The organism is Enterobacter cloacae complex sp. 2024EL-00711 (assembly GCF_047529885.1).
GTDB lineage: Bacteria > Pseudomonadota > Gammaproteobacteria > Enterobacterales > Enterobacteriaceae > Enterobacter > Enterobacter ludwigii.
The window spans coordinates 940,097-963,081 of the sequence record NZ_JBLIZC010000001.1; the positions used below are offsets into that span (position 1 = coordinate 940,097).

At 57.1% G+C, this 22,985-nt stretch carries 23 protein-coding genes and 1 riboswitch; of the genes, 14 read left to right on the top strand and 9 right to left on the bottom strand.

The window, feature by feature from the left end:
* The first annotated feature begins 18 nt into the window (after positions 1–18).
* Together putA and ACMVME_RS04675 are read left to right on the top strand one after the other, a co-directional pair.
* Positions 19–3,981, top strand: coding sequence for a trifunctional transcriptional regulator/proline dehydrogenase/L-glutamate gamma-semialdehyde dehydrogenase (putA, locus tag ACMVME_RS04670; protein ID WP_068794496.1), 3,963 nt, complete (start codon positions 19–21; stop codon positions 3,979–3,981).
* Between the two features lie 101 nt (positions 3,982–4,082).
* On the top strand, positions 4,083–4,478 hold the full coding sequence (locus tag ACMVME_RS04675; RefSeq protein ID WP_020884714.1) for a lysozyme inhibitor LprI family protein: 396 nt from the start codon (positions 4,083–4,085) through the stop codon (positions 4,476–4,478).
* Here the strand turns inward: ACMVME_RS04675 and rutR are convergent.
* Positions 4,475–5,113 (bottom strand): HTH-type transcriptional regulator RutR, encoded by a 639-nt coding sequence (gene rutR / locus ACMVME_RS04680; protein ID WP_063156153.1) that lies wholly within the window; start codon positions 5,111–5,113, stop codon positions 4,475–4,477. The genes ACMVME_RS04675 and rutR overlap by 4 nt on opposite strands.
* 243 nt (positions 5,114–5,356) lie before the next feature.
* Between rutR and rutA the strand changes: the two genes are divergently transcribed.
* The 7 genes from rutA to rutG are packed head-to-tail and all read left to right on the top strand — an operon-like array spanning position 5,357 to position 10,797.
* Complete coding sequence (gene rutA, locus ACMVME_RS04685) at positions 5,357–6,448, top strand: pyrimidine utilization protein A (RefSeq protein WP_068794495.1); 1,092 nt, start codon at positions 5,357–5,359, stop codon at positions 6,446–6,448.
* Positions 6,448–7,137: a pyrimidine utilization protein B gene (rutB, locus tag ACMVME_RS04690; protein ID WP_068794494.1), complete on the top strand. Its 690-nt coding sequence runs from the start codon at positions 6,448–6,450 to the stop codon at positions 7,135–7,137. Before rutA ends, rutB begins: the two co-directional genes overlap by 1 nt.
* An 11-nt stretch (positions 7,138–7,148) precedes the next feature.
* Positions 7,149–7,535, top strand: a complete 387-nt coding sequence (rutC, locus tag ACMVME_RS04695; protein ID WP_020884718.1) for a pyrimidine utilization protein C — start codon at positions 7,149–7,151, stop codon at positions 7,533–7,535.
* 7 nt (positions 7,536–7,542) lie between these two features.
* On the top strand, positions 7,543–8,343 hold the full coding sequence (gene rutD, locus ACMVME_RS04700; RefSeq protein WP_020884719.1) for a pyrimidine utilization protein D: 801 nt from the start codon (positions 7,543–7,545) through the stop codon (positions 8,341–8,343).
* A gap of 9 nt (positions 8,344–8,352) precedes the next feature.
* On the top strand, positions 8,353–8,943 hold the full coding sequence (locus tag ACMVME_RS04705) for a malonic semialdehyde reductase (RefSeq protein WP_068794493.1): 591 nt from the start codon (positions 8,353–8,355) through the stop codon (positions 8,941–8,943).
* A gap of 9 nt (positions 8,944–8,952) precedes the next feature.
* Complete coding sequence (gene rutF / locus ACMVME_RS04710) at positions 8,953–9,447, top strand: NADH-dependent FMN reductase RutF (RefSeq protein ID WP_014169496.1); 495 nt, start codon at positions 8,953–8,955, stop codon at positions 9,445–9,447.
* A gap of 21 nt (positions 9,448–9,468) precedes the next feature.
* Positions 9,469–10,797, top strand: coding sequence for a pyrimidine utilization transport protein G (gene rutG, locus ACMVME_RS04715; protein ID WP_014169495.1), 1,329 nt, complete (start codon positions 9,469–9,471; stop codon positions 10,795–10,797).
* Here rutG and ACMVME_RS04720 read toward each other — a convergent pair.
* Both ACMVME_RS04720 and ACMVME_RS04725 read right to left on the bottom strand, forming a co-directional pair.
* The gene (locus ACMVME_RS04720) at positions 10,785–11,708 is read right to left on the bottom strand and encodes a DMT family transporter (RefSeq protein ID WP_041162529.1); all 924 of its coding nucleotides are present in this window, start codon (positions 11,706–11,708) and stop codon (positions 10,785–10,787) included. The two genes, rutG and ACMVME_RS04720, sit on opposite strands and share 13 nt — an antisense overlap.
* Positions 11,709–11,825: 117 nt before the next feature.
* A complete protein-coding gene (locus ACMVME_RS04725) occupies positions 11,826–11,996 on the bottom strand; it encodes a general stress protein (protein ID WP_001273664.1) in 171 nt (56 codons plus the stop codon).
* Positions 11,997–12,387: 391 nt separating this feature from the next.
* Between ACMVME_RS04725 and wrbA the strand changes: the two genes are divergently transcribed.
* Together wrbA and ACMVME_RS04735 are read left to right on the top strand one after the other, a co-directional pair.
* The gene (gene wrbA, locus ACMVME_RS04730) at positions 12,388–12,984 is read left to right on the top strand and encodes an NAD(P)H:quinone oxidoreductase (protein WP_014169491.1); all 597 of its coding nucleotides are present in this window, start codon (positions 12,388–12,390) and stop codon (positions 12,982–12,984) included.
* Between the two features lie 18 nt (positions 12,985–13,002).
* Entirely contained in the window at positions 13,003–13,230 is a 228-nt protein-coding gene (locus ACMVME_RS04735) for a YccJ family protein (protein ID WP_014169490.1), read from the top strand.
* A gap of 32 nt (positions 13,231–13,262) precedes the next feature.
* On the opposite strand, the gene agp is transcribed toward ACMVME_RS04735, so the two are convergent.
* Together agp and ACMVME_RS04745 are read right to left on the bottom strand one after the other, a co-directional pair.
* Positions 13,263–14,504 (bottom strand): bifunctional glucose-1-phosphatase/inositol phosphatase, encoded by a 1,242-nt coding sequence (agp, locus tag ACMVME_RS04740; protein WP_032681278.1) that lies wholly within the window; start codon positions 14,502–14,504, stop codon positions 13,263–13,265.
* Positions 14,505–14,590: 86 nt separating this feature from the next.
* Positions 14,591–14,950, bottom strand: coding sequence for a winged helix-turn-helix transcriptional regulator (locus ACMVME_RS04745; protein WP_068794492.1), 360 nt, complete (start codon positions 14,948–14,950; stop codon positions 14,591–14,593).
* Between the two features lie 100 nt (positions 14,951–15,050).
* On the opposite strand from ACMVME_RS04745, the gene ACMVME_RS04750 reads away from it, so the two are divergent.
* On the top strand, positions 15,051–15,800 hold the full coding sequence (locus ACMVME_RS04750) for an SDR family oxidoreductase (RefSeq protein WP_041162528.1): 750 nt from the start codon (positions 15,051–15,053) through the stop codon (positions 15,798–15,800).
* A 1-nt stretch (position 15,801) separates the two neighbouring features.
* On the opposite strand, the gene ACMVME_RS04755 is transcribed toward ACMVME_RS04750, so the two are convergent.
* Entirely contained in the window at positions 15,802–16,305 is a 504-nt protein-coding gene (locus ACMVME_RS04755; protein ID WP_032670645.1) for a DedA family protein, read from the bottom strand.
* A gap of 289 nt (positions 16,306–16,594) precedes the next feature.
* A riboswitch (M-box (ykoK) riboswitch) is annotated at positions 16,595–16,764 on the top strand.
* A gap of 60 nt (positions 16,765–16,824) precedes the next feature.
* On the opposite strand from ACMVME_RS04755, the gene ACMVME_RS04760 reads away from it, so the two are divergent.
* The gene (locus ACMVME_RS04760) at positions 16,825–17,826 is read left to right on the top strand and encodes a magnesium transporter (RefSeq protein WP_020884727.1); all 1,002 of its coding nucleotides are present in this window, start codon (positions 16,825–16,827) and stop codon (positions 17,824–17,826) included.
* A 41-nt stretch (positions 17,827–17,867) separates the two neighbouring features.
* Here ACMVME_RS04760 and ACMVME_RS04765 read toward each other — a convergent pair whose 3' ends face one another.
* Complete coding sequence (locus tag ACMVME_RS04765) at positions 17,868–18,944, bottom strand: LacI family DNA-binding transcriptional regulator (RefSeq protein ID WP_041162527.1); 1,077 nt, start codon at positions 18,942–18,944, stop codon at positions 17,868–17,870.
* 269 nt (positions 18,945–19,213) lie between these two features.
* Between ACMVME_RS04765 and ACMVME_RS04770 the strand changes: the two genes are divergently transcribed.
* Positions 19,214–20,479 carry a maltoporin gene (locus tag ACMVME_RS04770; protein ID WP_025204490.1) on the top strand — a complete coding sequence of 422 codons (1,266 nt, stop codon included), beginning with the start codon at positions 19,214–19,216 and terminating at the stop codon, positions 20,477–20,479.
* Positions 20,480–20,583: 104 nt separating this feature from the next.
* Here the strand turns inward: ACMVME_RS04770 and ACMVME_RS04775 are convergent, their stop codons facing one another.
* Positions 20,584–20,826: a glucose PTS transporter subunit EIIB gene (locus ACMVME_RS04775; RefSeq protein WP_074164888.1), complete on the bottom strand. Its 243-nt coding sequence runs from the start codon at positions 20,824–20,826 to the stop codon at positions 20,584–20,586.
* A gap of 99 nt (positions 20,827–20,925) precedes the next feature.
* The gene (locus tag ACMVME_RS04780) at positions 20,926–22,983 is read right to left on the bottom strand and encodes a beta-galactosidase (RefSeq protein ID WP_014169481.1); all 2,058 of its coding nucleotides are present in this window, start codon (positions 22,981–22,983) and stop codon (positions 20,926–20,928) included.
* Positions 22,984–22,985: the final 2 nt, after the last annotated feature.

Genomic DNA, 22,985 nt, shown 5'->3' on the forward strand with positions numbered 1-22,985 from the left:
AACAACAGGAGCTTTGGCATGGGTATGACCACCATGGGGGTTAAGCTGGATGACGCAACCCGCGAACGGATTAAGACCGCAGCAACACGCATTGACCGCACGCCGCACTGGCTAATCAAGCAGGCGATTTTTAACTACCTTGAAAGACTCGAAAGCGATGAGGGGCTGCCAGAGCTGCCCGCGCTGCTGGCGGGTGCGGCCAATGAAAGTGATGAGGTTTCCGCCGCTGCTGACGAAAACCATCAGCCGTTCCTTGAATTCGCCGAGCAGATCCTGCCTCAGTCCGTCAGCCGCGCCGCCATTACCGGTGCTTACCGTCGTGCCGAAACCGACGCCGTACCGATGCTGCTGGAGCAGGCCCGTCTGCCAGAAGCCATTGCCTCTCAGGCGCACAGCCTGGCGTATCAGCTTGCCGACAAACTGCGTAACCAGAAAAATGCCACCGGCCGCGCCGGAATGGTACAGGGTCTGCTGCAGGAGTTTTCCCTCTCCTCTCAGGAGGGCGTAGCGTTGATGTGTCTGGCGGAAGCGCTGTTGCGTATTCCTGACAAAGCCACCCGTGACGCACTGATCCGCGACAAAATCAGCAACGGTAACTGGCAGTCACACATTGGCCGCAGCCCGTCGCTGTTCGTCAACGCGGCGACCTGGGGCCTGCTGTTTACCGGCCGACTGGTCTCGACCCATAACGAAGCCAACCTCTCCCGCTCCCTGAACCGCATCATCGGCAAGAGCGGTGAACCGCTGATCCGCAAAGGCGTGGATATGGCGATGCGCCTGATGGGCGAGCAGTTTGTTACCGGCGAAACCATCGCGGAAGCGCTGGCCAACGCCCGTAAGCTCGAAGATAAAGGTTTCCGCTACTCTTACGACATGCTGGGTGAAGCGGCTCTGACCGCCGCCGACGCGCAGGCTTATATGGTCTCTTACCAGCAGGCGATTCACGCCATTGGTAAAGCGTCAAACGGTCGTGGTATTTATGAAGGCCCGGGGATCTCCATCAAGCTCTCGGCCCTGCATCCGCGCTACAGCCGTGCGCAGTACGACCGGGTGATGGAAGAGCTCTATCCGCGCCTGAAGTCTCTGACCCTGCTGGCGCGCCAGTACGACATCGGTATCAACATCGATGCCGAAGAGGCCGACCGCCTGGAGATCTCCCTCGATCTGCTGGAAAAACTGTGCTTCGAGCCGGAGCTGGCAGGCTGGAACGGAATTGGTTTCGTTATCCAGGCGTATCAGAAACGTTGTCCGTTCGTGATTGATTACCTGATTGACCTGGCAAGCCGCAGCCGCCGTCGCCTGATGATCCGCCTGGTGAAAGGCGCCTACTGGGACAGCGAGATTAAACGCGCCCAGATGGAAGGTCTGGAAGGCTATCCGGTCTATACCCGCAAGGTTTACACCGATGTCTCATACCTTGCCTGCGCGAAAAAACTGCTCGGCGTGCCGAACCTGATTTACCCGCAGTTTGCCACCCATAACGCCCACACTCTGGCGGCCATCTACAGCCTGGCCGGTCAGAACTACTATCCGGGTCAGTATGAGTTCCAGTGCCTGCACGGCATGGGTGAACCGCTGTACGAGCAGGTCACCGGTAAAGTGGCGGATGGCAAACTGAACCGTCCGTGCCGTATTTATGCCCCGGTGGGCACCCATGAAACCCTGCTGGCGTACCTGGTGCGTCGTCTGCTGGAGAACGGGGCGAACACCTCCTTCGTTAACCGTATCGCCGATACCACCCTGCCGCTTGACGAGCTGGTTGCCGATCCGGTGCAGGCGGTTGAGAAGATGGCGGCCCAGGAAGGTCAGATTGGCCTGCCGCATCCGAAGATCTCGCTGCCGCGCGAACTGTACGGCAAAGGTCGCGTGAACTCCGCGGGCCTGGACCTGGCGAACGAACACCGTCTGGCCTCCCTCTCCTCCGCCCTGCTCAACAGCGCGCTGCAGAAATGGCAGGCCAAACCGATTCTGGAGCAGCCCGTCGCTGATGGCGAAATGCAGCCCGTGATTAACCCGGCGGAGCCAAAAGATATCGTCGGCTACGTGCGTGAAGCAACCGAAGCAGAAGTGGATCAGGCGTTGGACAGCGCGGTGAATAACGCGCCAATCTGGTTCGCGACGCCGCCGCAAGAGCGTGGCGCCATTCTGGAACGTGCTGCGGTGCTGATGGAAGACCAGATGCAGTCGCTCATCGGGATCCTGGTGCGCGAAGCAGGTAAAACCTTCAGCAACGCCATTGCCGAAGTTCGTGAAGCGGTCGACTTCCTGCACTACTACGCAGGCCAGGTTCGTGATGATTTCGATAACGAAACCCACCGTCCTCTCGGTCCGGTGGTGTGTATCAGTCCGTGGAACTTCCCGCTGGCGATCTTCACCGGCCAGATTGCCGCCGCACTTGCCGCAGGCAACAGCGTGCTGGCAAAACCGGCGGAGCAGACCCCGCTGATTGCCGCTCAGGGTATTAACATTCTGCTGGAAGCAGGCGTGCCTGCGGGTGTCATACAGCTGTTGCCGGGCCGCGGTGAAACGGTCGGGGCGAAACTGACCGCCGATAACCGTGTGCGCGGCGTGATGTTTACAGGCTCGACTGAAGTGGCCTCCCTGCTGCAGCGCAACATCGCCACCCGTCTTGATGCACAGGGGCGTCCAACGCCGCTCATCGCTGAAACCGGCGGCATGAACGCCATGATCGTCGACTCCTCCGCGCTCACCGAGCAGGTGGTGGTCGATGTTCTCGCCTCCGCCTTCGACAGCGCGGGCCAGCGCTGTTCCGCCCTGCGCGTGCTGTGTCTGCAGGATGACGTGGCAGACCACACACTGAAGATGCTGCGCGGCGCGATGGCCGAATGCCGCATGGGTAACCCGGGCCGTCTCACGACCGATATCGGGCCGGTTATCGACGCGGAAGCCAAAGCAAATATCGAAAACCATATTCAGACCATGCGCGCCAAAGGCCGTCCGGTCTTCCAGGCCGTGCGTGAAAACAGCGAGGATGCCCGCGAGTGGCAGACCGGCACCTTTGTGCCGCCAACGCTGATTGAACTGGCCAGCTTCGACGAGCTGAAAAAAGAGGTCTTTGGCCCGGTATTGCACGTGGTGCGCTACAACCGGAACAACCTCAACGAGCTGATTGAACAGATTAACGCCTCCGGCTATGGTCTGACCCTTGGCGTGCATACCCGCATCGATGAGACCATCGCTCAGGTGACCGGCAGCGCTAAAGTAGGCAACCTGTACGTCAACCGTAACATGGTCGGCGCGGTGGTGGGCGTACAGCCGTTCGGCGGTGAAGGTCTGTCAGGTACCGGTCCAAAAGCCGGTGGTCCACTCTACCTGTACCGTCTGCTGGCAAACCGTCCGGACAATGCGCTCGGCGTGACGCTGGCACGTCAGGATGCCGAACGTCCGGTGGACGCGCAGCTGAAGGCCGTGCTGACACAGCCGCTGGAGGCGCTCATCACGTGGGCAGAAACACGCCCGGAACTGCGCGCTGTCGCACAGCAGTATGGCGAACTGGCGCAGGCGGGTACCCAGCGCCTGCTGCCGGGGCCAACCGGTGAGCGCAACACCTGGACGCTGATGCCGCGCGAGCGTGTGCTGTGCGTGGCGGACAACGAGCAGGATGCGCTGGTCCAGCTGGCCGCCGCTGCTGCAACCGGTTGTGAAGTGCTGTGGCCGGAAGATGCACTGCATCGTGACCTCGCGAAACAGCTGCCGAAAGCGGTCTCTGCCCGCATTCATTTTGCAAAGCCCGATGCCCTGCTGACTCAGCCGTTTGATGCCGTTATCTATCACGGTGATTCCGACCAGCTGCGCGAACTGTGCGAGCAGGTGGCGGCCCGCAGCGGTGCGATTGTTTCGGTGCAGGGCTTTGCCCGCGGCGAAACCAATCTGCTGCTGGAACGTCTGTACGTGGAGCGCTCGCTCAGCGTGAACACCGCAGCGGCGGGCGGTAACGCGAGCCTGATGACAATCGGTTAATCGTGTAAAATATCCCCGGTGGCACTACGCTTACCGGGGTGACAAAAAAACCCAGGGCCGGATAAGCACAGCGCATCCGGCTTTTTTACATGGAGGGGATGATGAAAAGATATCTGATCGCGGGGGCTGCATTGCTGCTGAGCGCGAACGCGCTGGCAGAAGAGTGCGCAAATGCGACCACCCAGCTTGAAATGAACACCTGTACGGCGCAGCAGTACCAGGCAGCCGATAAAAAACTGAATCAGACGTATCAGGCTGCCATCAAACGCGCAGAAGCCCCACAGCGTGAGCTTCTGAAAAAGGCACAGCAGGCGTGGATTGCCCTGCGCGATGCCGACTGCAACTTTATCGGGTCGGGTACGGAGGGAGGCAGCGTCCAGCCGATGATCATCAGCCAGTGCCTGAACGAAAAAACCGTTGAGCGTGAAGCGTTTCTTGCCTCACTGATGCAGTGTGAAGAGGGCGATTTAAGCTGCCCTCTTCCGCCGGGAAACTAACGCACGCGGATCCCTTCAATGATCATCTGCTGAACGTTTTCCAGCGTGCTGTGGAAAAACGCCTCATCCTGAAGCGTCTTACCGGTTACCGCTTCAACCTGGGCCGCAAAGTCAGCGTAATGCTGAGTGGAGGCCCAAATCATAAAGATCAGATGATGTGGGTCAACTGGAGCCAGCTTCCCGCCCGCCACCCATCCGGCAATAATGGCCGATTTCTCGTCAACCAGCTGTTTTAAATCCCCGGTCAGTTCCGCCTGCAACAGCGGTGCGCCCTGCAGCATCTCCAGGCAGAACAGCCGTGACGCCTGCGGATAATCACGCGACACCTCCAGCTTCAGGCGAATGTACTCCCTGATTGCCACCAGCGGGGCAAGCTCTTCGCGAAACGCCTTAAGCGGCGCCAGCCAGATATTGAGGATCTGCTGCATCACCGCAATATAAAGCGCCTCTTTCGACGGGTAGTAGTAGAGCAGATTCGTTTTCGACACACCGGCCTGTTCCGCCACCTGCTCAAGGCGCGTGCCATGAATACCAAACTGCGAAAAGGTCTCCAGTGCCGCACCGAGGATGGCCTGCTTCTTCGCACTGACCGCCTGCGAACGTTTACCGGGTGTTTTCACTGCACCTTGTGTCATTCCCGCTCTCCATATTTTGCGTTGCCATCAGCATAGCAAAACCCCTCACCGACCACGACACTCTGCACTCCGATCGCGCATGAATGCCTGTTTTCTGTGCAATGTTTTTGACCATTTAGTCCACATTTGCATACCTCAATTAACCAACCATTGATTAACACATTAATAACAAAGCCATTTTCAAAACTGGCATTGCCTTTGCAAAACCCTTTTTACCTGCAACGTCGTAAAGAGAGGTTCGTGATGAAAATTGGCGTATTTGTACCTATCGGCAACAACGGCTGGCTAATCTCGACCACCGCCCCGCAATACATGCCTACTTTTGAGCTGAATAAGGCCATTGTGCAAAAGGCGGAGCACTACCATTTCGATTTTGCGCTTTCGATGATCAAGCTGCGGGGTTTCGGCGGCAAAACCGAATTCTGGGATCACAACCTGGAGTCCTTCACCCTGATGGCCGGGCTGGCAGCCGTCACCTCGCGCATTCAGATCTACGCGACGGCCGCCACCCTCACCCTGCCGCCGGCGATCGTTGCCAGAATGGCCTCCACCATCGACTCCATTTCCGGTGGTCGCTTTGGCGTTAACCTGGTTACGGGCTGGCAAAAACCTGAATATGAGCAGATGGGGATCTGGCCGGGCGACGAGTATTTCTCCCGCCGCTACGACTACCTGACCGAGTATGTGCAGGTGCTGCGCGATCTCTGGGGCACAGGCAAAAGCGACTTCAAAGGTGATTACTTCACCATGAACGACTGCCGCGTCAGCCCGCAGCCTTCCGCCCCGATGAAAGTGATCTGCGCCGGGCAGAGCGACGCAGGAATGGAATTCTCCGCTAAATACGCCGACTTCAACTTCTGCTTTGGCAAAGGCGTGAATACCCCAGCCGCCTTCGCCCCGACCGCGGCACGCATGAAAGAGGCCGCGGACAAAACCGGTCGCGATGTGGGTTCCTATGTCCTGTTTATGGTCATTGCCGACGAAACCGACGACGCCGCCCGCGCGAAATGGGAACGGTATAAGGCGGGCGCGGACGATGAAGCACTGAGCTGGCTCACCGAACAGAGCCAGAAAGATACCCGTTCCGGCTCGGACACCAACGTCCGTCAGATGGCCGACCCGACCTCAGCGGTCAACATCAACATGGGCACGCTGGTCGGTTCCTATGCCAGCATCGCCAGAATGCTCGATGAAGTGGCCGCCGTGCCCGGTGCGGAAGGCGTGCTGCTGACCTTCGATGAGTTCCTGACCGGTGTGGAAACATTTGGCGAGCGCATTCAGCCGCTGATGCAGTGCCGCGCCCACATTCCTGCCATCACAAAGGAGGTCGCGTAATGACCACGCTTGCAGCACGTCCGGAAGCCATCACCTTTGCGCCGCACCAAAGCGCCCTGATTGTGGTGGATATGCAAAACGCCTATGCCAGCCAGGGCGGCTATCTGGATCTGGCGGGATTTGACGTCTCCACCACCCGACCGGTGATTGAGAACATTCAAACCGCAGTCAACGCAGCCCGCGCGGCAGGCATGCTGATCGTCTGGTTCCAGAACGGCTGGGACGATCAATATGTGGAGGCCGGTGGCCCGGGCTCTCCCAATTTCCATAAATCGAACGCCCTGAAAACCATGCGCAAACGGCCCGAACTGCAGGGCACACTGCTGGCGAAAGGCAGTTGGGATTACCAGCTGGTGGATGAGCTGGTGCCAGAGGCAGGCGATATCGTGCTGCCCAAACCGCGCTACAGCGGCTTTTTCAACACCCCGCTCGACAGCCTGCTGCGCAGCCGGGGGATCCGTCATCTGGTCTTTACCGGCATCGCTACCAACGTCTGCGTGGAATCCACCCTGCGCGACGGCTTCTTCCTGGAATATTTTGGCGTGGTGCTGGAAGACGCCACCCATCAGGCCGGGCCGGCGTTTGCGCAGCAAGCGGCCCTGTTCAACATCGAAACCTTTTTTGGCTGGGTCAGCAACGTCGCGGATTTTTGCGACGCCCTGAATCCACCATTAGCCCGTATTGCCTGAGGAACAAGACCATGCCGAAATCCGTGATTATTCCGCCAGGAACCAGTACCCCGATTGCCCCGTTCGTGCCCGGCACGCTGGCCGATGGTGTGGTGTATGTATCCGGCACGCTGCCGTTTGATCAGCACAATAACGTGGTCTACCCCAACGACCCAAAGGCGCAAACCCGCCACGTGCTGGAGACGATCAAAAAAGTGATCGAAACAGCGGGTGGCACAATGGAGGATGTGACGTTCAACAGTATCTTTATCACCGACTGGAAAAACTACGCCGCGATTAACGACATTTACGCCGAATTCTTTCCCGGTGATAAACCGGCCCGGTTCTGCATTCAGTGTGGGCTGGTGAAGCCAGATGCGCTGGTTGAAATCGCGACCGTTGCACACATCGCAAAGTGAGGCGGCCATGAAGCTCTCTGTCTCACCTCCCCCTTACGACGGCGCGCCCACGGTTGTCCTGATTGCCGGGCTTGGCGGGGGCGGCAGCTACTGGCTACCGCAGCTTGCCGTCCTGGAGCAAGAGTACCAGGTGGTGTGCTACGACCAGCGCGGGACGGGCAATAATCCCGACGTGCTGCCGGAAGCCTACAGCCTGGCGATGATGGCCGACGAGCTGGCCCGGGCGCTGAATGCCGCCGGGATCGTTCGTTACTGCGTCGTGGGTCATGCGCTGGGAGCGCTGATCGGCCTGCAGCTGGCGCTCGACCACCCCGATGCCCTCAGCGCGCTGGTGTGCGTGAACGGCTGGCTCACTCTGAATGCTCATACCCGACGCTGTTTCCAGATCCGCGAACGCCTGCTTCATGCAGGCGGCGCACAGGCGTGGGTAGAGGCACAGCCGCTGTTTCTTTACCCGGCCGACTGGATGGCCGCCCGCGCGCCGCGTCTGGAGGCCGAAGAGGCTCTGGCACTGGCCCACTTCCAGGGCAAAAACAACCTGCTGCACAGGCTGAATGCCCTGAAGAAAGCGGACTTCAGTCGCCACGCCTCACGCATTCACTGCCCGGTACACCTCATCTGCTCCGCCGACGATCTGCTCATCCCTGCGGTCTGTTCCACTGAGCTACAGGCGGCCATCCCCGGCAGCCACAAGGTGGTGATGCGTCAGGGCGGGCACGCCTGCAACGTCACCGAGCCAGAAACCTTTAATACGCTGCTGCTGAACGGGCTTGCCAGCCTGCTGCACAGCCCTGAACCCGCTTTATAAGGAGCCCTGATGAGCGAAGCGATTACCCCTGGCGCGCTGGCATCACTGTTTACCGGCGCACGCACCCATAACGGCTGGCAGGCGATCCCCGTCAGCGACGAGACGCTGCGCGAGATCTACGACCTGATGAAATGGGGTCCAACGTCCGCCAACTGCTCGCCAGCGCGGATTGTGTTTGTACGAAGCGCAGAGGGAAAAGAAAAACTGCGCCCGGCGCTTTCCAGCGGCAACCTGGAGAAAACCCTCACCGCCCCGGTCACGGCGATTGTCGCCTGGGATAGTGAATTTTATGAACGCCTTCCCGCCCTGTTCCCCCACGGGGATGCGCGGAGCTGGTTTACCTCAAGCCCGGTGCTTGCCGAAGAGACAGCCTTTCGCAACAGCGCGATGCAGGCGGCTTACCTGATTTTCGCCTGTCGGGCGCTGGGGCTCGATACGGGCCCGATGTCAGGCTTTGATCGCCAAAAAGTCGACGACGCGTTTTTCACCGGCACGTCGCTGAAAAGTAATCTGCTTATCAATATTGGCTATGGCGATACCAGCAAACTCTACGGCCGTTTGCCGCGTCTGGCCTTTGAAGACGCATGCGCACTGGCATAAGGAGCCACCATGATGACACCCGATAAACAAACCTTCCGTGATGCCATGGCCTGCGTCGGTGCGGCGGTCAATATCATCACCACCGACGGTCCTGCCGGGATGGCGGGTTTCACCGCCAGCGCGGTGTGCAGCGTAACGGATTCACCGCCCACGCTGCTGGTATGCCTGAACCGTGGCGCATCCGTCTGGCCGACCTTCAGTGAAAACCGCACCCTGTGCGTCAATACCCTGAGCGCCGGACAAGAGCCGCTATCAAACCTGTTTGGGGGGAAAACCCCGATGGACGAGCGCTTCGCCGCCGCGCGCTGGGAGACTGGCGAAACGGGGTGCCCGCGTCTGGAGGAGGCGCTGGCCTCGTTTGACTGCCGTATCAGCCAGGTGGTGAGCGTGGGCACGCACGACATCCTGTTTTGCGACATCGTTTCGATTATTCGCCACCCCGCGCCGCAAGGGCTGGTGTGGTTTGACCGCGGCTATCACGCGCTTATGCGACCCGCCTGTTAACCCTCCTTAAGGAGTCAGCTCATGGCAATGTTCGGTTTTCCCCACTGGCAGTTGAAATCGACCTCTACAGAACCTGGCGTGGTCGCGCCGGATGAAAGGCTCCCGCTCGGGCCAACCTTAGTGATGGGGGTTCAGCACGCGGTCGCGATGTTCGGCGCAACGGTGCTGATGCCCATGCTGATGGGGCTTGATCCCAATCTGTCCATTTTGATGTCGGGTATCGGTACCCTGCTGTTCTTTTTCATCACCGGCGGGCGCGTGCCCAGCTATCTTGGTTCCAGCGCTGCGTTTGTCGGCGTGGTCATCGCCACCACCGGCTTTAACGGTCAGGGTATCAACCCGAATCTGAGCGTCGCGCTCGGCGGCATTATCGCCTGCGGGCTGGTCTACACGCTGATTGGCCTGGTGGTCATGAAGGTCGGGACGCGCTGGATAGAGCGGATGATGCCTCCCGTCGTCACCGGGGCTGTGGTGATGGCAATTGGTCTGAACCTTGCGCCAATAGCCGTCAGAAGCGTCTCCGGTTCGCCCTTTGAAAGCTGGATGGCGGTGATCACGGTACTCTGCATTGGCCTGGTGGCGGTGTTTACGCGGGGGATGATCCAGCGACTGTTGATCCTGGTGGGGTTAATCGTTGCCTGTCTGGTGTACGCCCTGCTGGCAAACGTCTTCGGTCTGGGCAAGCCGGTTGATTTTACACTGTTGCATAACGCCGCCTGGTTCGGCCTGCCGCAGGTGACGTCTCCGGTCTTTAACACGCAGGCGATGATGTTAATCGCGCCAGTTGCGGTGATCCTGGTGGCAGAAAACTTAGGCCATCTGAAAGCCGTTGCGGGTATGACCGGGCGCAGCATGGACCCTTACATGGGCCGCGCCTTTGTCGGCGACGGTCTGGCTACCATGCTCTCCGGCTCGGTCGGCGGTAGCGGTGTAACGACCTACGCTGAAAATATTGGTGTGATGGCAGTGACCAAAGTTTACTCCACCCTGGTCTTCGTGGCGGCAGCGGTGATGGCGATGCTCCTCGGCTTCTCACCGAAATTCGGCGCGCTGATCCACACCATTCCCGCGCCGGTGATTGGTGGGGCATCGATTGTGGTATTTGGTCTGATTGCCGTTGCCGGGGCACGCATCTGGGTGCAGCACCGTGTCGATCTGAGCCAGAACAGCAACCTGATTATGGTGGCGGTCACGCTGGTGCTGGGGGCGGGAGATTTTGCCCTGACGCTGGGCGGCTTCACCCTTGGTGGGATTGGCACCGCAACCTTTGGCGCAATCCTGCTTAACGCCCTGCTGAGCCGCCGGGAAGCGGCCGCACCGCAGGGCGACGTGGTACATCAGGACTCTTGATTTATCGCAGCGCTGTCACGCTCTGGCAGCGCTTTTTTCTTCCGTTTCAGCTTCAGCTCACTCACCAGCACGCCGGCGACAATAAACGCCGCACCCACCAGCGCCAGCAGCGGTAAACGCTCTCCCGCGATACGCCCGAAAATGCCCGCCCATACCGGTTCACCGGTATAGATAACCGTCGCACGCGTCGGGGAAACGCTGCGCTGCGCCCAGTTCATGGTGACCTGGATAATGGCGCTAAAGATGCCCAGCCCCAGCGCCACCACAACCAGCCCGGTGGACATCGGCGGAACAGACTCCCCTGCCGGCACCATGGTGGCAAAAGCCACCAGCGACGCGGTCGCCAGCTGAACCACGGTGACGCGCTTGACGTCCACTTTGCCAGCCCAGGCGCTGATCAGAATAATTTCCGCTGCAATCGCGATAGCGCCCACCAGCGTAATGATTTCGCCCGGCCCCAGCGCCAGCAGGTTGTTTTCCGGCCCGGCAAGCAAGATAAGGCCAATAAACGCCAGTACGATCCCCGTGCAGGACATCAGACCCGGTATTCTCCCCAGACAGAGCCATTGCAATAACGGCACCAGCGGCACATACATGGCGGTGATAAACGCCGATTTGCTGCTGGTGATGGTCTGTAATCCCCACGTCTGCAGGCTGTAGCCCATGGCAATTGCAACCCCTATGGCCACCCCGGCCTTCAGTTCTTTAAGCGTCAGCCCGCGCAAGGTTTTAAGCGAGAGTAATCCCACGGCAATCGCCGCCGTCGCAAAGCGCAGGCCGACAAAAAAGAACGGACCGCTCAGCGTAACCGCATACTGGACGGCGAGAAAGGTTCCGCCCCAGAACATGGTGATCAGAATGAGAAGGGCTTCCTGAGGTTTGACGGAGAATGTGAAACGGGAGAGAGACATGCGGCACCAGCAAATAAGCATCAATCCTCTAGTGTGCGATGCCTTTGGTGACAGTTCAATGTTGCAGAAATAAAAAACCGCCGGGAGATCCCGGCGGCAGGGTATCAGCCCGGCGTATTACTTATTGCTGCCATGACTGTTTTTGCCCCCTTTTTTGCCAGCTTCTGATGCGCGCTGAGGGTCATTTTTGAAATTCCCCCCGCTAGACTGGCCACCTTTACGACCTGCTTCTGATGCTCTTTCACGGTCTTCAGCGAAATTACCTGAACCACCACGATGGTTTGCCATCTCTAACCTCCAGAGTGTGAAACATTAGACATCATATTGCATTCAGTAAAAGAGGATTCTTTCACCGCGCGGCTGAAGGACAGTGCCTTTATCTGTGCCGCGTGAAATTAAGCTTAGTGGAATGCGGCTATCCGGCAAGTCAGAGGTAATATTCTGCAACATGATCTCAGCCATTCGGGTGAGATTACGCGACGGCCATTTATAAGCCTTTCTTATCATTTTAAAAATCCGCAGCGGGAAAGTTGTTTCATTTTGCTACAAAGCGCTTTTGTATCCATATTGTTATAAATCAAAGAAATGCCGTTCATTTTTGCAGTCTGGCTGTGATGACATATCTTTAAATGAACGCAGCGATCCGCTGTCAGAAAACACAAACGAGGAGTGATGCAAAATGGCAAAAGTTCTGGTGCTCTATTATTCCATGTATGGACACATTGAAACCATGGCTCACGCGGTAGCAGAAGGTGCAAACAGAGTGGACGGCGTAGAAGTTGTGGTGAAACGCGTACCGGAAACGATGCAGGCTGAGGCGTTCGCCAAAGCCGGGGGGAAAACACAAAATGCCCCGGTTGCCACCCCGCAGGAACTGGCTGATTACGATGCCATTATTTTCGGCACCCCTACCCGATTTGGCAATATGTCAGGTCAGATGCGGACCTTCCTCGATCAAACCGGAGGACTTTGGGCATCCGGAGCGTTATACGGCAAACTCGCCAGCGTCTTCAGCTCCACCGGGACCGGCGGCGGTCAGGAGCAGACGATTACGTCAACCTGGACTACCCTTGCTCATCATGGGATGGTGATTGTGCCGATTGGCTACGGCGCGCAGGAACTGTTTGATATTTCCCAGGTTCGTGGCGGGACACCGTACGGCGCCACCACCATTGCCGGTGGCGATGGCTCCCGACAGCCGAGCAACGAAGAGCTCACTATCGCCCGCTATCAGGGTGAGTATGTCGCAGGCCTCGCCAAAAAACTGAACGGCTAACTCAACAGGAGGACAAGCATGCCAACTCAAGAATCCAAAGCCCACCGCGTGGGTGAATGGGCAAGTTTACGCAACACCTCTCCGGAGATCGCCGAAGCCATTTTTGAAGTCGCGAACTATGACGAGAAGCTGGCAGAGCAGATTTGGGAAGAAGGCAGCGATGAAGTGCTGGAACGTGCCTTCGGGAAAACGGACAAAGACGCGCTCTTCTGGGGTGAGCAAACCATCGAACGTAAAAACGTCTGAACGTTTCCCCCCGCCTGAGCGGGGGGTTTTACCTATTTCGCCGCGTTATTCATCACCGCATTGAATTTATCGATTGGGCAAAAACCGTTCGCATCAACCGGACACCCCTTCAGCTCCAGCGTCACACGCTGTGCCGGCGCATCCAGTGACAGTACGCTGGCGTTACGCAACTGGTCGGCGCTCTGATAGACATACTCAATCTTCATAAGCTCCTGGTTGGCGCTTTTATCATGCCAGCGCTGGAAAACAATTTTCCCGCCAATTGGCGTCCGCTCGTGCTGGTCATGCAGCTGGTACGGTTTGAAATCCAGCGCCGTAAGCAGCGACGCGATATTGGAATCATGCCCCACCAGCAGGGTGATTTTCGGCGCTTTCGCCTGCCCGGTGACGAGAGCCTGGTCGATATACTTCACCAGCGGTTTGGCCACGTTTTGCGCCACCTCGGTGGAGGTAAACAGCGAGTCCTGATAGCCATTTTTCAGCTGCGACAACACGCGCCACTGTTGATCGGTTTTAATTTCACCCCAGGCAACCTGGTCTGCCGGGAAGCCTTCGTAATACTGCAGCGTGAAGGCATCCACCAGCGAGTTACCGACTTTTAACGGCCCCGATACGCCAGGTTCTTTTTCATAGTCGGCGCTGAAGGTATCTTTCGCCTCTGCCAGCGAGCACACGTTCTTCTCTTTACAGGACGGTGAATCGGCGTAATTCGTCATCTGCTCCAGCAGCTTGTAGCTCTCGCCAAGCTGCATTTTCTGCCGCTCAGTCTCCATCGCCTTCAGCGCTTTTTCACGGAATTCAGGTGAGTTATCCGTAATCACCGGGTTAAAGGTCGGATCCATGGTGCCCATTTTTTCCTGATGATGCACAGGCACATCGCACCCCGGGAAGGCGCCGGTGATAAAGAACTGCGCGGTGGCGACAGTGCGCTGCAGGCTGTTGGCATAGGCATATACGCTATCCGCGGCCGGGCACTCGCCGGTTTTCACCATCCCCTGCTGTGCCAGCCACTCACGCATATAGTGGCCCATATAGACTTCAAGCACGCCACCTTTGGTGGTGAGCTGACCGCCTGGCACCTCCCATTCTGGCCACTGCTTCGGTGTGGATTGCTCGAGCACGCTGCCATTATTGGCGAGCGGCGCGCGCAAATTATGGCGACTCATGATTAAAACTTGTTCCAGCTGATACCCTTCCGGCGTCTCTTGCGCCTGCACGCCAGATGTCACTGCAATGGAACCGGCGATTGCCAGCGCGAGTAGTGCTTTTCTCATCCCTAATTCCTCACTCGTTTTAAAATGTCGCAGTGAGTGTGACAGATTCGTGACAATTTTCCGGGAAGCGTTTCGCAAACTGAGGATTACTTTTCAAGGCGATCGCCGTATTCGCTCATCCAGTCGGCCAGCGGGGAGAGCGCGCTCTGGAGGGTTAACCCCAGCGCGGTTACCTGATACTCCACCCGCGGTGGGATCTCCGGGTAGATAGTGCGCGACACCAGCCCGCGCTGCTCAAACAGGCGCAACTGCTTCGTGAGCTCTTTTTGCGTGATGGGGGCAGCGGCGCGCAGCAGATCGCCAAACCGGACCGGTGCATTGAGCATAATCAGGCGATAGAGCACCGGGATGGCCCACTTACCGGAAATCAGGTTTACAAACTGCGTCATCGGGCAGAGATAAACCTCAGATTTTTTTTCACAGGGTATATTGAGTGATTCCGCCATAGCACACCTCTAGCCTCATTAGTATCCAAATGGTACCTGGTTTCCTTTCGATACTAACGTTTCTATAGTGCTTTCTCCAGAGTCATTTCAGGAGAAGCACATGGGTCGTTTAGCAGGTAAATATACGCTGATTACCGGCGGCACTTCCGGTATTGGTCTCGCTACCGCGCAGGAATTTATTGCCGAAGGGGCGCACGTTGCTGTCACCGGACGTAACCCGGATACCCTTGCCGAAGCACAACGCATTCTGGGCGATAATGCCTGGGTTATTCCGACCGATGCGGGTGACATCGCCGCGCAAAAAGCGCTGGCGGACACGCTCGCCTCTTGCTGGTCGCGTCTTGATGCCGTGTTTATTAACGCCGGCGATGTGACGCACGGGCTGCTTGAAGAGTGGCAGGAAGACGCCTGGGATCGCCTGATGGGCATCAACCTTAAAGGACCGTTCTTTTTGATTCAGGCCCTGCTGCCGCTGCTCAATAATCCCTCCTCTGTGATCCTGTGCGGGTCCGTGAGCGCCCGCATCGGGCTGCCTGCCAGCAGCGTTTATGCCGCCAGCAAGGCGGGATTACTGTCGCTGGCACGCACGCTGTCAGGGGAGTTGTTGCCGCGCGGTATTCGCGTCAACGGCCTGAGCCCGGGTCCGGTAGAAACACCGGCATTTAATAAAACGGGGTTAAGCGAGGAAGCGCTCAAGGCGATGCTGGGGGATATCACCAAACTTGTGCCGCTGGGCAGAATGGGCACGCCGACGGAGCTGGCGAAAGCCGCGCTCTATCTTGCCTCTGACGAATCGCGCTATATGGTGGGAACGGAACTGCTGGTCGACGGCGGAATGGGAAACCTGTAGGTCAAAAGGCGCTGATGCCGGTGACGATGCCGACATACAGCGCCGCCCATACGACGGCTGAAATCAGGCTTACCGCGTACACCTTCGCCGCGTTCAGTCTGAGCATGCCCGCTGCCAGCGGGACGATATAGCGCAGCACCGCCAGGAAACGCGCGGTAAAGAGCACCAGCACGCCGTTTTTCTGCAGCTGATGTTGTACCCGCAAAAATTTCTCGGCGTGCCGGGAGGTGAAGCGCGTGACCAGCCGCGTGTGGCCCATCAACTGGCCGATATGATAATTCAATACCGACCCTGTTGTGGCACCCGCCGCGACAGCCAGCCACGTCAGTCCCGGATGCAGGCTGGTCTGGCTGACGGTGATCCCTGCCAGCAGCATCACCGAGGCCGGCGGAAGCACGGAGGAAACCAGTACCGTAGACTTGCTCAGCGCGATGACGAAAAGCAGCGCGAACAGATGCGTCGGATAGAGCGCAAAATGATTCAGCAGATTGTCAAACCACGTCATATTCCACCCCGCAGCGTTCGTGATGCTGACCATTAGAAACGAACAACCTTAAATGGGGTATCAACCGCTCAGACCTCCAGCAGAAAGGCATTAACGACACGCGAAAATGTCAGCGCCATTAGAAACACAGAGGCGTGGAATTATACTCTCTTGAGCAATAACCTCCGTCATTGATGAATAATCGATGTCATTAATACGCGGGATTAAATTATTGTTCTAAACGTTTCTTAAACGTCTTTTAAATTCCACAGCGCGATTTTTAAAGTGGCGTATTATCCCTCTCGTTTTACAACGATCTCGTTATGGCGAGGCTCCTGTACAAATACACGTTATCGCTCTGGTGGGTTCGAGAGAACCGGCACAGGGTAAAACAGGCACTGTCGAATCAAGGCTTTGTCAGTATAACTTCCCTTACGGGATACGGTGTACAGTGCTGAACCCAGGACGTGGGGATCTCCTCTTCGACATGCCCTGTCTTGCTCGCCCCTGAGAGATTTTATTATTCAAAGGGAATTCACTATGTCTTACGCTATTCACAATCAAAACCTGGCATTCAATGACAGCGCAATCGCGCAATATATGAATACCGATTTTATCGTCCTCGATATTTCATTATGCGTGGCGCTGGCACGCGAGCAATTTTTCGAAAAATTAAAAGACGATGATATTCCATCGCATATTTTCCTCGAAGATAACGGTCGGCTGGCGGGCATGGTTGCGGTGCGCAAACTGCTGCAGACCGCCGATACGGTACAGCCGGTGAAAACGCTGATGATTTCTCAGTTTCTGCAGGTCAAACCGGAAGACGAGCGTGCCGATGTCGCCGGGCTGCTGGCCCACGGCGAGGCGGATGTCGTGCCGGTGGTCACGCACGGTAAAGTGGTCGGCTGCCTGACCGAACGCGAAATCGCCCATCTGCTGGAAGATGATGTCACCGAAGATGCCCAGCTCCAGGGAGCAACGCTGCCGTTGGAAAAGCCGTATCTGGAAACCAGCCCCTTCAGCCTGTGGAAAAAACGCTCCGTCTGGCTGCTGCTGTTGTTTGTCGCTGAAGCCTATACCAGCTCGGTTATTCAGCACTTCGAAGAAGCGCTGGAATCCGCCATTGCCCTGGCCTTTTTTATTCCGCTGCTGATAGGGACCGGTGGGAACAGCGGGACGCAGATCACCTCCACGCTGGTGCGTGCAATGGCGCTGGGTGAAGTGCGTCTGCGCGACGTTGGCCGCGTGTTACGAAAGGAGATGACCACCTCGCTGATGATTGCCGCCACGCTTGGTCTTGCCGGGTGTGTTCGCGCCTGGATGATGGGTATCGGGCTGGAAATTACCCTTATCGTCAGCCTGACGCTGGTCTGTATTACGCTGTGGAGTGCGATTGTCTCGTCAGTTATTCCGATGGTACTGAAGCGCTGCGGCATTGACCCGGCCGTCGTTTCCGCGCCCTTTATCGCGACGCTTATCGACGGAACCGGTCTGATTATCTACTTCAAGATTGCGCAGTACACGCTGGGGCTGGAATAAGAGTGCAGCACCTCACCCGCCGGGATGAGGTGCTCACCGTTTTACATATCGCCAAGCTGATGTGCGATATCACGAAGCTGTTGCGCCAGCGCCTGCAGGTTTTTGCCCTTCTCACCTTTCGGCCCGGTCGACTGCCGCACCACCAGCCGGGCAGGCAAAATGGATGACATGCGCACGGCATTGTCTTCGCCACTATCAAGAATGCGGCGCACCGCCTCCTTCCCCTGCAGATCCAGGTCCAGCGATACCGTGGTCAATGCCGGATAGAAGAATGAGCTTTCGTAGGTGTCATCGTAGCCAATCACCGATTTTTCACCCGGAATGGAAATCTGATGCTGATGGAAAGCACTTAATACCCCCAGCGCCATCTGGTCGTTGGCCACCAGCACGGCAGAAAATTGCGGCGTCTCGCGCAGCATCTGCAGTGCACCCGCGTAACCGCTCTGCGCATCCCAGTTCCCGCGGATCACCGAGGCCGGCTCCAGACCGTAACCGTTCAGGGTTTCAATCCAGCTTTTCAGCCTGAGCTGCGCCGAGACAGAAGAGGCTGGCCCCGCCAGCAACGCGATTTCCCGGTGCCCCAGTTCGTAGAGATATTTGACGCTGGCACGGGTGCCATCTGCCGGGTTAAACGAAACGTTAAACACGGAACTGTAAGGGTCAACGTCGAGGAACAGACAGACGATATCGTCGTTGTCCGTCGCGATTTTCTGCGCCTGCTCTGCTTCCAGCGGGACGTTGATGATCACCTTACTGACGAGCTGAGATTTCAGTTCATTGATCGAATCCTGGATGCTGTGGTTGACGTTCTCATCAATCATGGAGATCAACACCTGGTACCCTTCCACATTTGCATAGCGTTTTACCGCCGCGGCGACCTGTGACGGCGCATGCAAAGCCAGCGAAATCGTCACCAGTCCGACGGTCTGGGTCTGCTTTCCGACCAGCTGCTGCGCCAGACGGTTCGGGACATACCGCAATAACTCTATGGATTTCTCCACCTTGTGACGCGTGGCTTCGGATACATTGGCAGATTTATTCAGTACCCTGGACACGGTCTGATAGGAGACGCCCGCATGGCGTGCGACGTCCTCTAACGTTGCGCTTTTCGACTTCATGGTCCGGTTCCTTATGTTGTTATGCGCTGATTGTATCAGGGGCGATATAAAAAAACGTCCACTGGGCACGTCTGGCTGCCATAACACCATCAAAAAGTATTACGTTCACAATACTACATTTCTGGTCGCACCTCATCAATCGTAACAAAATTGGCTATTTTATTTGCACTTAATCACAGATTAACGATCACGCAATTGCCAGAAAAAAGGTTTAGGCATTTTATGACAGCGGATTTGTGAACGTATTACAAAACAATAAGAGGGTAACAATGAACACGACGATCCGCTCTGTATCTGTTGCGTTGGCTGCCGCGTTAGCGTCTCCTTCGCTGTTTGCAGCGTCTTCAGTACCAATTGATTTTCATGGGTATCTTCGCTCCGGTGTGGGCGTCTCACGGGATGGTGGGATGGAGGAGTGGCAAAAAAATAAAATTGGCCGTCTGGGTAACGAGGCCGATACCTACGGCGAGCTGGAGCTGGGCTCAGAGGTGTACAAAAAGAACGATGTCAGCTTCTACCTCGACAGCATGGTGAGCATGGTCTCTGACGGCTCTAACGACAATGAAACCACCTTCGGCGACGATGCGCAGTTCGGGTTGCGTCAGTTGAATCTGCAGATCAAGGGGCTGATCCCCGGCGATCCGAACGCGGTGATCTGGGGCGGTAAGCGCTACTACCAGCGCCATGACCTGCACATCATTGACACCAAATACTGGAACATCTCAGGCGCGGGTGCCGGTATCGAAAACTACACGCTCGGACCGGGTGCGGTGTCCGTGGCCTGGATCCGTGGCGATGCCAACGACGTGGACTACCGCGTGGATGGCGATAGCGACGTCAATATCAACTACATCGACCTTCGCTATGCGGGCTGGAAGCCGTGGGCGGGTGCATGGACTGAAGTGGGCATTGATTACGCCATGCCAAACCCCACCAATAAGCAGAAAGAGTACGGTGGGCTGTATGAGGCCGACAACGGCGTCATGGTCACCGGTGAGATCAGCCAGGACATGTTAGGCGGCTACAACAAGCTGGTGCTGCAGTATGCGAACAAAGGCCTGGCGCAGAACATGGTGTCCCAGGGCGGCGGCTGGTATGACATGTGGAACTACGTGAACGACGCCAGCGGCTACCGTGTGATTAACACCGGCTTAATTCCGATTACGGACAAGCTCTCCTTCAACCACGTGCTGACCTGGGGCTCGGCGGATGACACCACGCAATTCACCGATAAATCGCGCCTTGTCTCTCTGGTGGGTCGCGCGCAGTACCAGTTCACCGAATACGTGCGTCTGATTGGTGAAGTGGGTGGTTTCTACCAGAAAGATACCTACACCGACGGCTCCAGCTACAAGCAGAGCGGAGAGAAGTACACCCTCGCACTCGGACTGGCGGATGGGCCTGATTTTATGTCGCGTCCTGAACTGCGCGTCTTCGCCTCTTACCTGAATGACTCCGAGAAAGGACAATCCTTCGAAGACGGCACCGCAAATAATACCTGGAACGTTGGCGTGCAGGTGGAAGCCTGGTGGTAATATTTATTTCCTGATATGCGTTAATCGTTATTGTATCTCCAACAACTGGCAGTCTATTATCCTGGTTTGGGATAGCCATTATTTTGGCTATCCCTTTTTTATTATTAATGACTAAAATGCGCATCTAATAATTGCCGCAAGGTATCAGACTGCCGGCCAAATATCGCATGCACCTGCTGGCCAATAATAATTACGCCCAGCGCCCCCTCCTGTTGTAACGCCTGCGTATCCACCTTATTTAAATCTTTTACCGTGACGCGCAGACGGGTAATGCAGGCTTCAACATGTTCGATATTATCGTCGCCGCCGAATGCAGGAATTAAACGCTGAGTTATTTCACTGTCCATAATACGCCTCTCTGTTATGCAGATAAAAAAATGCCTGCTCATAGAGCAGGCGCCTTCAGATTGATTAGCCAGGGTTGTACGACGCGACGCCCTCAGCGACTACGCTTTACGCCTGAGTACCCGACAATCCCACGGCAGCAGAGCAGTATCACCCGCGGCGGCGGCATCGGTCATGCAGTCGGTATACCCCTGCGGCAGCGTAATGAGCTGCTGCTGGGCGGTGTAGTTCTGCACAAACACCCACGTGGTTTCGCCGTCCGTGCGGGCCGTTGCCACTACACCCGGTGGGAAATCGCATTCCATGGCCCGCGGCAGCGCCAGTTCGTCAATAATCCCGGCGAAGAAATCACGCTGGAACGGCAGATCGTTGCGCGACGCCACATGCCACGCTTTCCCCTTACCGAAACGGTTCACCGTCACGGCAGGCCGACCGGCGTAGAAATCATCCCGGTAGGTCGCCAGCGGCTGAGCGTTTTCGACATGGATCAGCTCGCACAGATGACGAACCTGATACGGGCCCTGCAGGCCAGCCGCATTACCCGCCAGCCCCTGTACCAGATTACGTTCTCCCTCACCGAGACAGTCGATCTCTTCTGCCCAGATGCCGAGCAGTTTACGCAGCGGCCCCGGGAACCCACCGAGATGGCAAAGATCGCTTTCATCCACGATGCCGCTCCAGTAGGTGGTCACCAGATGGCCGCCCCCGGCGACAAACGCTTCTGCGCGTTCGGCGAAGCCTTCCCGCACCATATAAAGCATCGGCGCAATCACCAGCGCGTACTGGCTGAGATCGCCGTCGGCATCAATCACATCCACCGCGATGCCTTTTTCCCAGAACGGACGGTAGTGTTCGTTAACGGTTTTTTCGTACTCCATCCCCATGTTGCGCGGCCCTTCGGCATCGTCCAGCGCCCAGCGATTTTGCTGGTCGAAGATAATCGCCACCCGTGCCTGCGTGCGACACCCGACCACCCCCGGCAGGCGCTCAAGCATTTCGCCCAGACGCGTCACTTCGCGCCCGACACGCGTATCAAGATGCCCCACGTGGTCGATAACCGCCCCGTGGAATTTCTCCACCGAACCGCGGCTTTTACGCCACTGGAAGTACTGTACGGCATCGGCCCCGTGTGCCACCGCCTGCATTGACGAGAGAATATGCATCCCCGGCTTTTTCAGCTTGCTGGTCGGCTGCCAGTTGGTGGTACTCGGCGTGGACTCCATCAGCACAAAAGGTTTGCCGCCTTTCAGGCTGCGCATCATGTCGTGGTACATGGCGGTGTAGCAGGCGAGCTGGGTTTCGTCTTTCTCCTTGTGCCACATCGGGTAGCTGTCCCAGGAGATAAAGTCGATCGCTTTCGCAAGCTGCCAGTAGTCGTAATCGTAGAAGTACTCCATGAAGTTGGTCGTCACCGGCAACGCTGCGTTGACGGCTTTTAGCGGCGCAACCTCATGGCGGCAGAAATCTGTTACCTGCGCCGTATTAAAGCGGCGCCAGTCGAGGTTCAGACCGTGAATGGACACCTCTCCCTGCGGCGCAGGGGACTCAATCTGCGACCAGTCGCTATAGGTGTGGCTCCAGAAGGTGCTCCACCATGCGTGGTTCAGCGCATCCAGGGTTTTGTAGCGCGCTTTCAGCCAGTCACGAAAGCGCTCCTGGCACAGATCGCAGTGGCACTCACCGCCGTACTCATTGGAGATATGCCAGCCCAGCACCGCCGGGTGCTGTGAATAACGCTCAGCCAGTAAGCTATTCATTTTGAATGTCTTCTCACGGTACACCGGGGAAGACATACAGTGGTTATGACGTCCACCGTGCAGCGCAGGCACGCGGTTACGCCCTACGCGCAGCACCTGCGGGTATTTTTGCGACATCCATGCCGGGCGCGCACCGCTCGGCGTGGCGAGGAAAATATGGATCCCCGCTGAATATAATTTATCAATGACGTTATCCAGCCAGACAAAATCATATTCCCCTTCACGCGGTTCGAGCTTCGCCCAGCTAAATATGCCCACCGACATGACATTACATTTCGCCTGCTGCATCATGGCAATATCTTTTTCAATAATACCGGGGTAATTCTCCCATTGCTCCGGGTTATAGTCGGCGCCATGCAATAACGCAGCGACCTTCGAACTTAAAGGCGCAAATTTATTCATAT

Excerpts from the sequence above, each read along its gene's own strand:
- ACMVME_RS04780 (WP_014169481.1), bottom strand. The coding sequence starts at position 22,983 with ATGAATAAATTTGCGCCTTTAAGTTCGAAGGTCGCTGCGTTATTGCAT.
- ACMVME_RS04755 (WP_032670645.1), bottom strand. The coding sequence starts at position 16,305 with ATGACGTGGTTTGACAATCTGCTGAATCATTTTGCGCTCTATCCGACG.
- ACMVME_RS04765 (WP_041162527.1), bottom strand. The coding sequence starts at position 18,944 with ATGAAGTCGAAAAGCGCAACGTTAGAGGACGTCGCACGCCATGCGGGC.
- ACMVME_RS04735 (WP_014169490.1), top strand. The coding sequence starts at position 13,003 with ATGCCAACTCAAGAATCCAAAGCCCACCGCGTGGGTGAATGGGCAAGT.
- ACMVME_RS04750 (WP_041162528.1), top strand. The coding sequence starts at position 15,051 with ATGGGTCGTTTAGCAGGTAAATATACGCTGATTACCGGCGGCACTTCC.
- wrbA (WP_014169491.1), top strand. The coding sequence starts at position 12,388 with ATGGCAAAAGTTCTGGTGCTCTATTATTCCATGTATGGACACATTGAA.
- ACMVME_RS04775 (WP_074164888.1), bottom strand. The coding sequence starts at position 20,826 with ATGGACAGTGAAATAACTCAGCGTTTAATTCCTGCATTCGGCGGCGAC.
- rutF (WP_014169496.1), top strand. The coding sequence starts at position 8,953 with ATGATGACACCCGATAAACAAACCTTCCGTGATGCCATGGCCTGCGTC.
- rutA (WP_068794495.1), top strand. The coding sequence starts at position 5,357 with ATGAAAATTGGCGTATTTGTACCTATCGGCAACAACGGCTGGCTAATC.
- ACMVME_RS04675 (WP_020884714.1), top strand. The coding sequence starts at position 4,083 with ATGAAAAGATATCTGATCGCGGGGGCTGCATTGCTGCTGAGCGCGAAC.
- ACMVME_RS04745 (WP_068794492.1), bottom strand. The coding sequence starts at position 14,950 with ATGGCGGAATCACTCAATATACCCTGTGAAAAAAAATCTGAGGTTTAT.
- agp (WP_032681278.1), bottom strand. The coding sequence starts at position 14,504 with ATGAGAAAAGCACTACTCGCGCTGGCAATCGCCGGTTCCATTGCAGTG.
- putA (WP_068794496.1), top strand. The coding sequence starts at position 19 with ATGGGTATGACCACCATGGGGGTTAAGCTGGATGACGCAACCCGCGAA.
- rutG (WP_014169495.1), top strand. The coding sequence starts at position 9,469 with ATGGCAATGTTCGGTTTTCCCCACTGGCAGTTGAAATCGACCTCTACA.
- ACMVME_RS04760 (WP_020884727.1), top strand. The coding sequence starts at position 16,825 with ATGTCTTACGCTATTCACAATCAAAACCTGGCATTCAATGACAGCGCA.
- ACMVME_RS04770 (WP_025204490.1), top strand. The coding sequence starts at position 19,214 with ATGAACACGACGATCCGCTCTGTATCTGTTGCGTTGGCTGCCGCGTTA.
- ACMVME_RS04720 (WP_041162529.1), bottom strand. The coding sequence starts at position 11,708 with ATGTCTCTCTCCCGTTTCACATTCTCCGTCAAACCTCAGGAAGCCCTT.
- rutD (WP_020884719.1), top strand. The coding sequence starts at position 7,543 with ATGAAGCTCTCTGTCTCACCTCCCCCTTACGACGGCGCGCCCACGGTT.
- rutB (WP_068794494.1), top strand. The coding sequence starts at position 6,448 with ATGACCACGCTTGCAGCACGTCCGGAAGCCATCACCTTTGCGCCGCAC.
- ACMVME_RS04705 (WP_068794493.1), top strand. The coding sequence starts at position 8,353 with ATGAGCGAAGCGATTACCCCTGGCGCGCTGGCATCACTGTTTACCGGC.
- rutR (WP_063156153.1), bottom strand. The coding sequence starts at position 5,113 with ATGACACAAGGTGCAGTGAAAACACCCGGTAAACGTTCGCAGGCGGTC.
- rutC (WP_020884718.1), top strand. The coding sequence starts at position 7,149 with ATGCCGAAATCCGTGATTATTCCGCCAGGAACCAGTACCCCGATTGCC.
- ACMVME_RS04725 (WP_001273664.1), bottom strand. The coding sequence starts at position 11,996 with ATGGCAAACCATCGTGGTGGTTCAGGTAATTTCGCTGAAGACCGTGAA.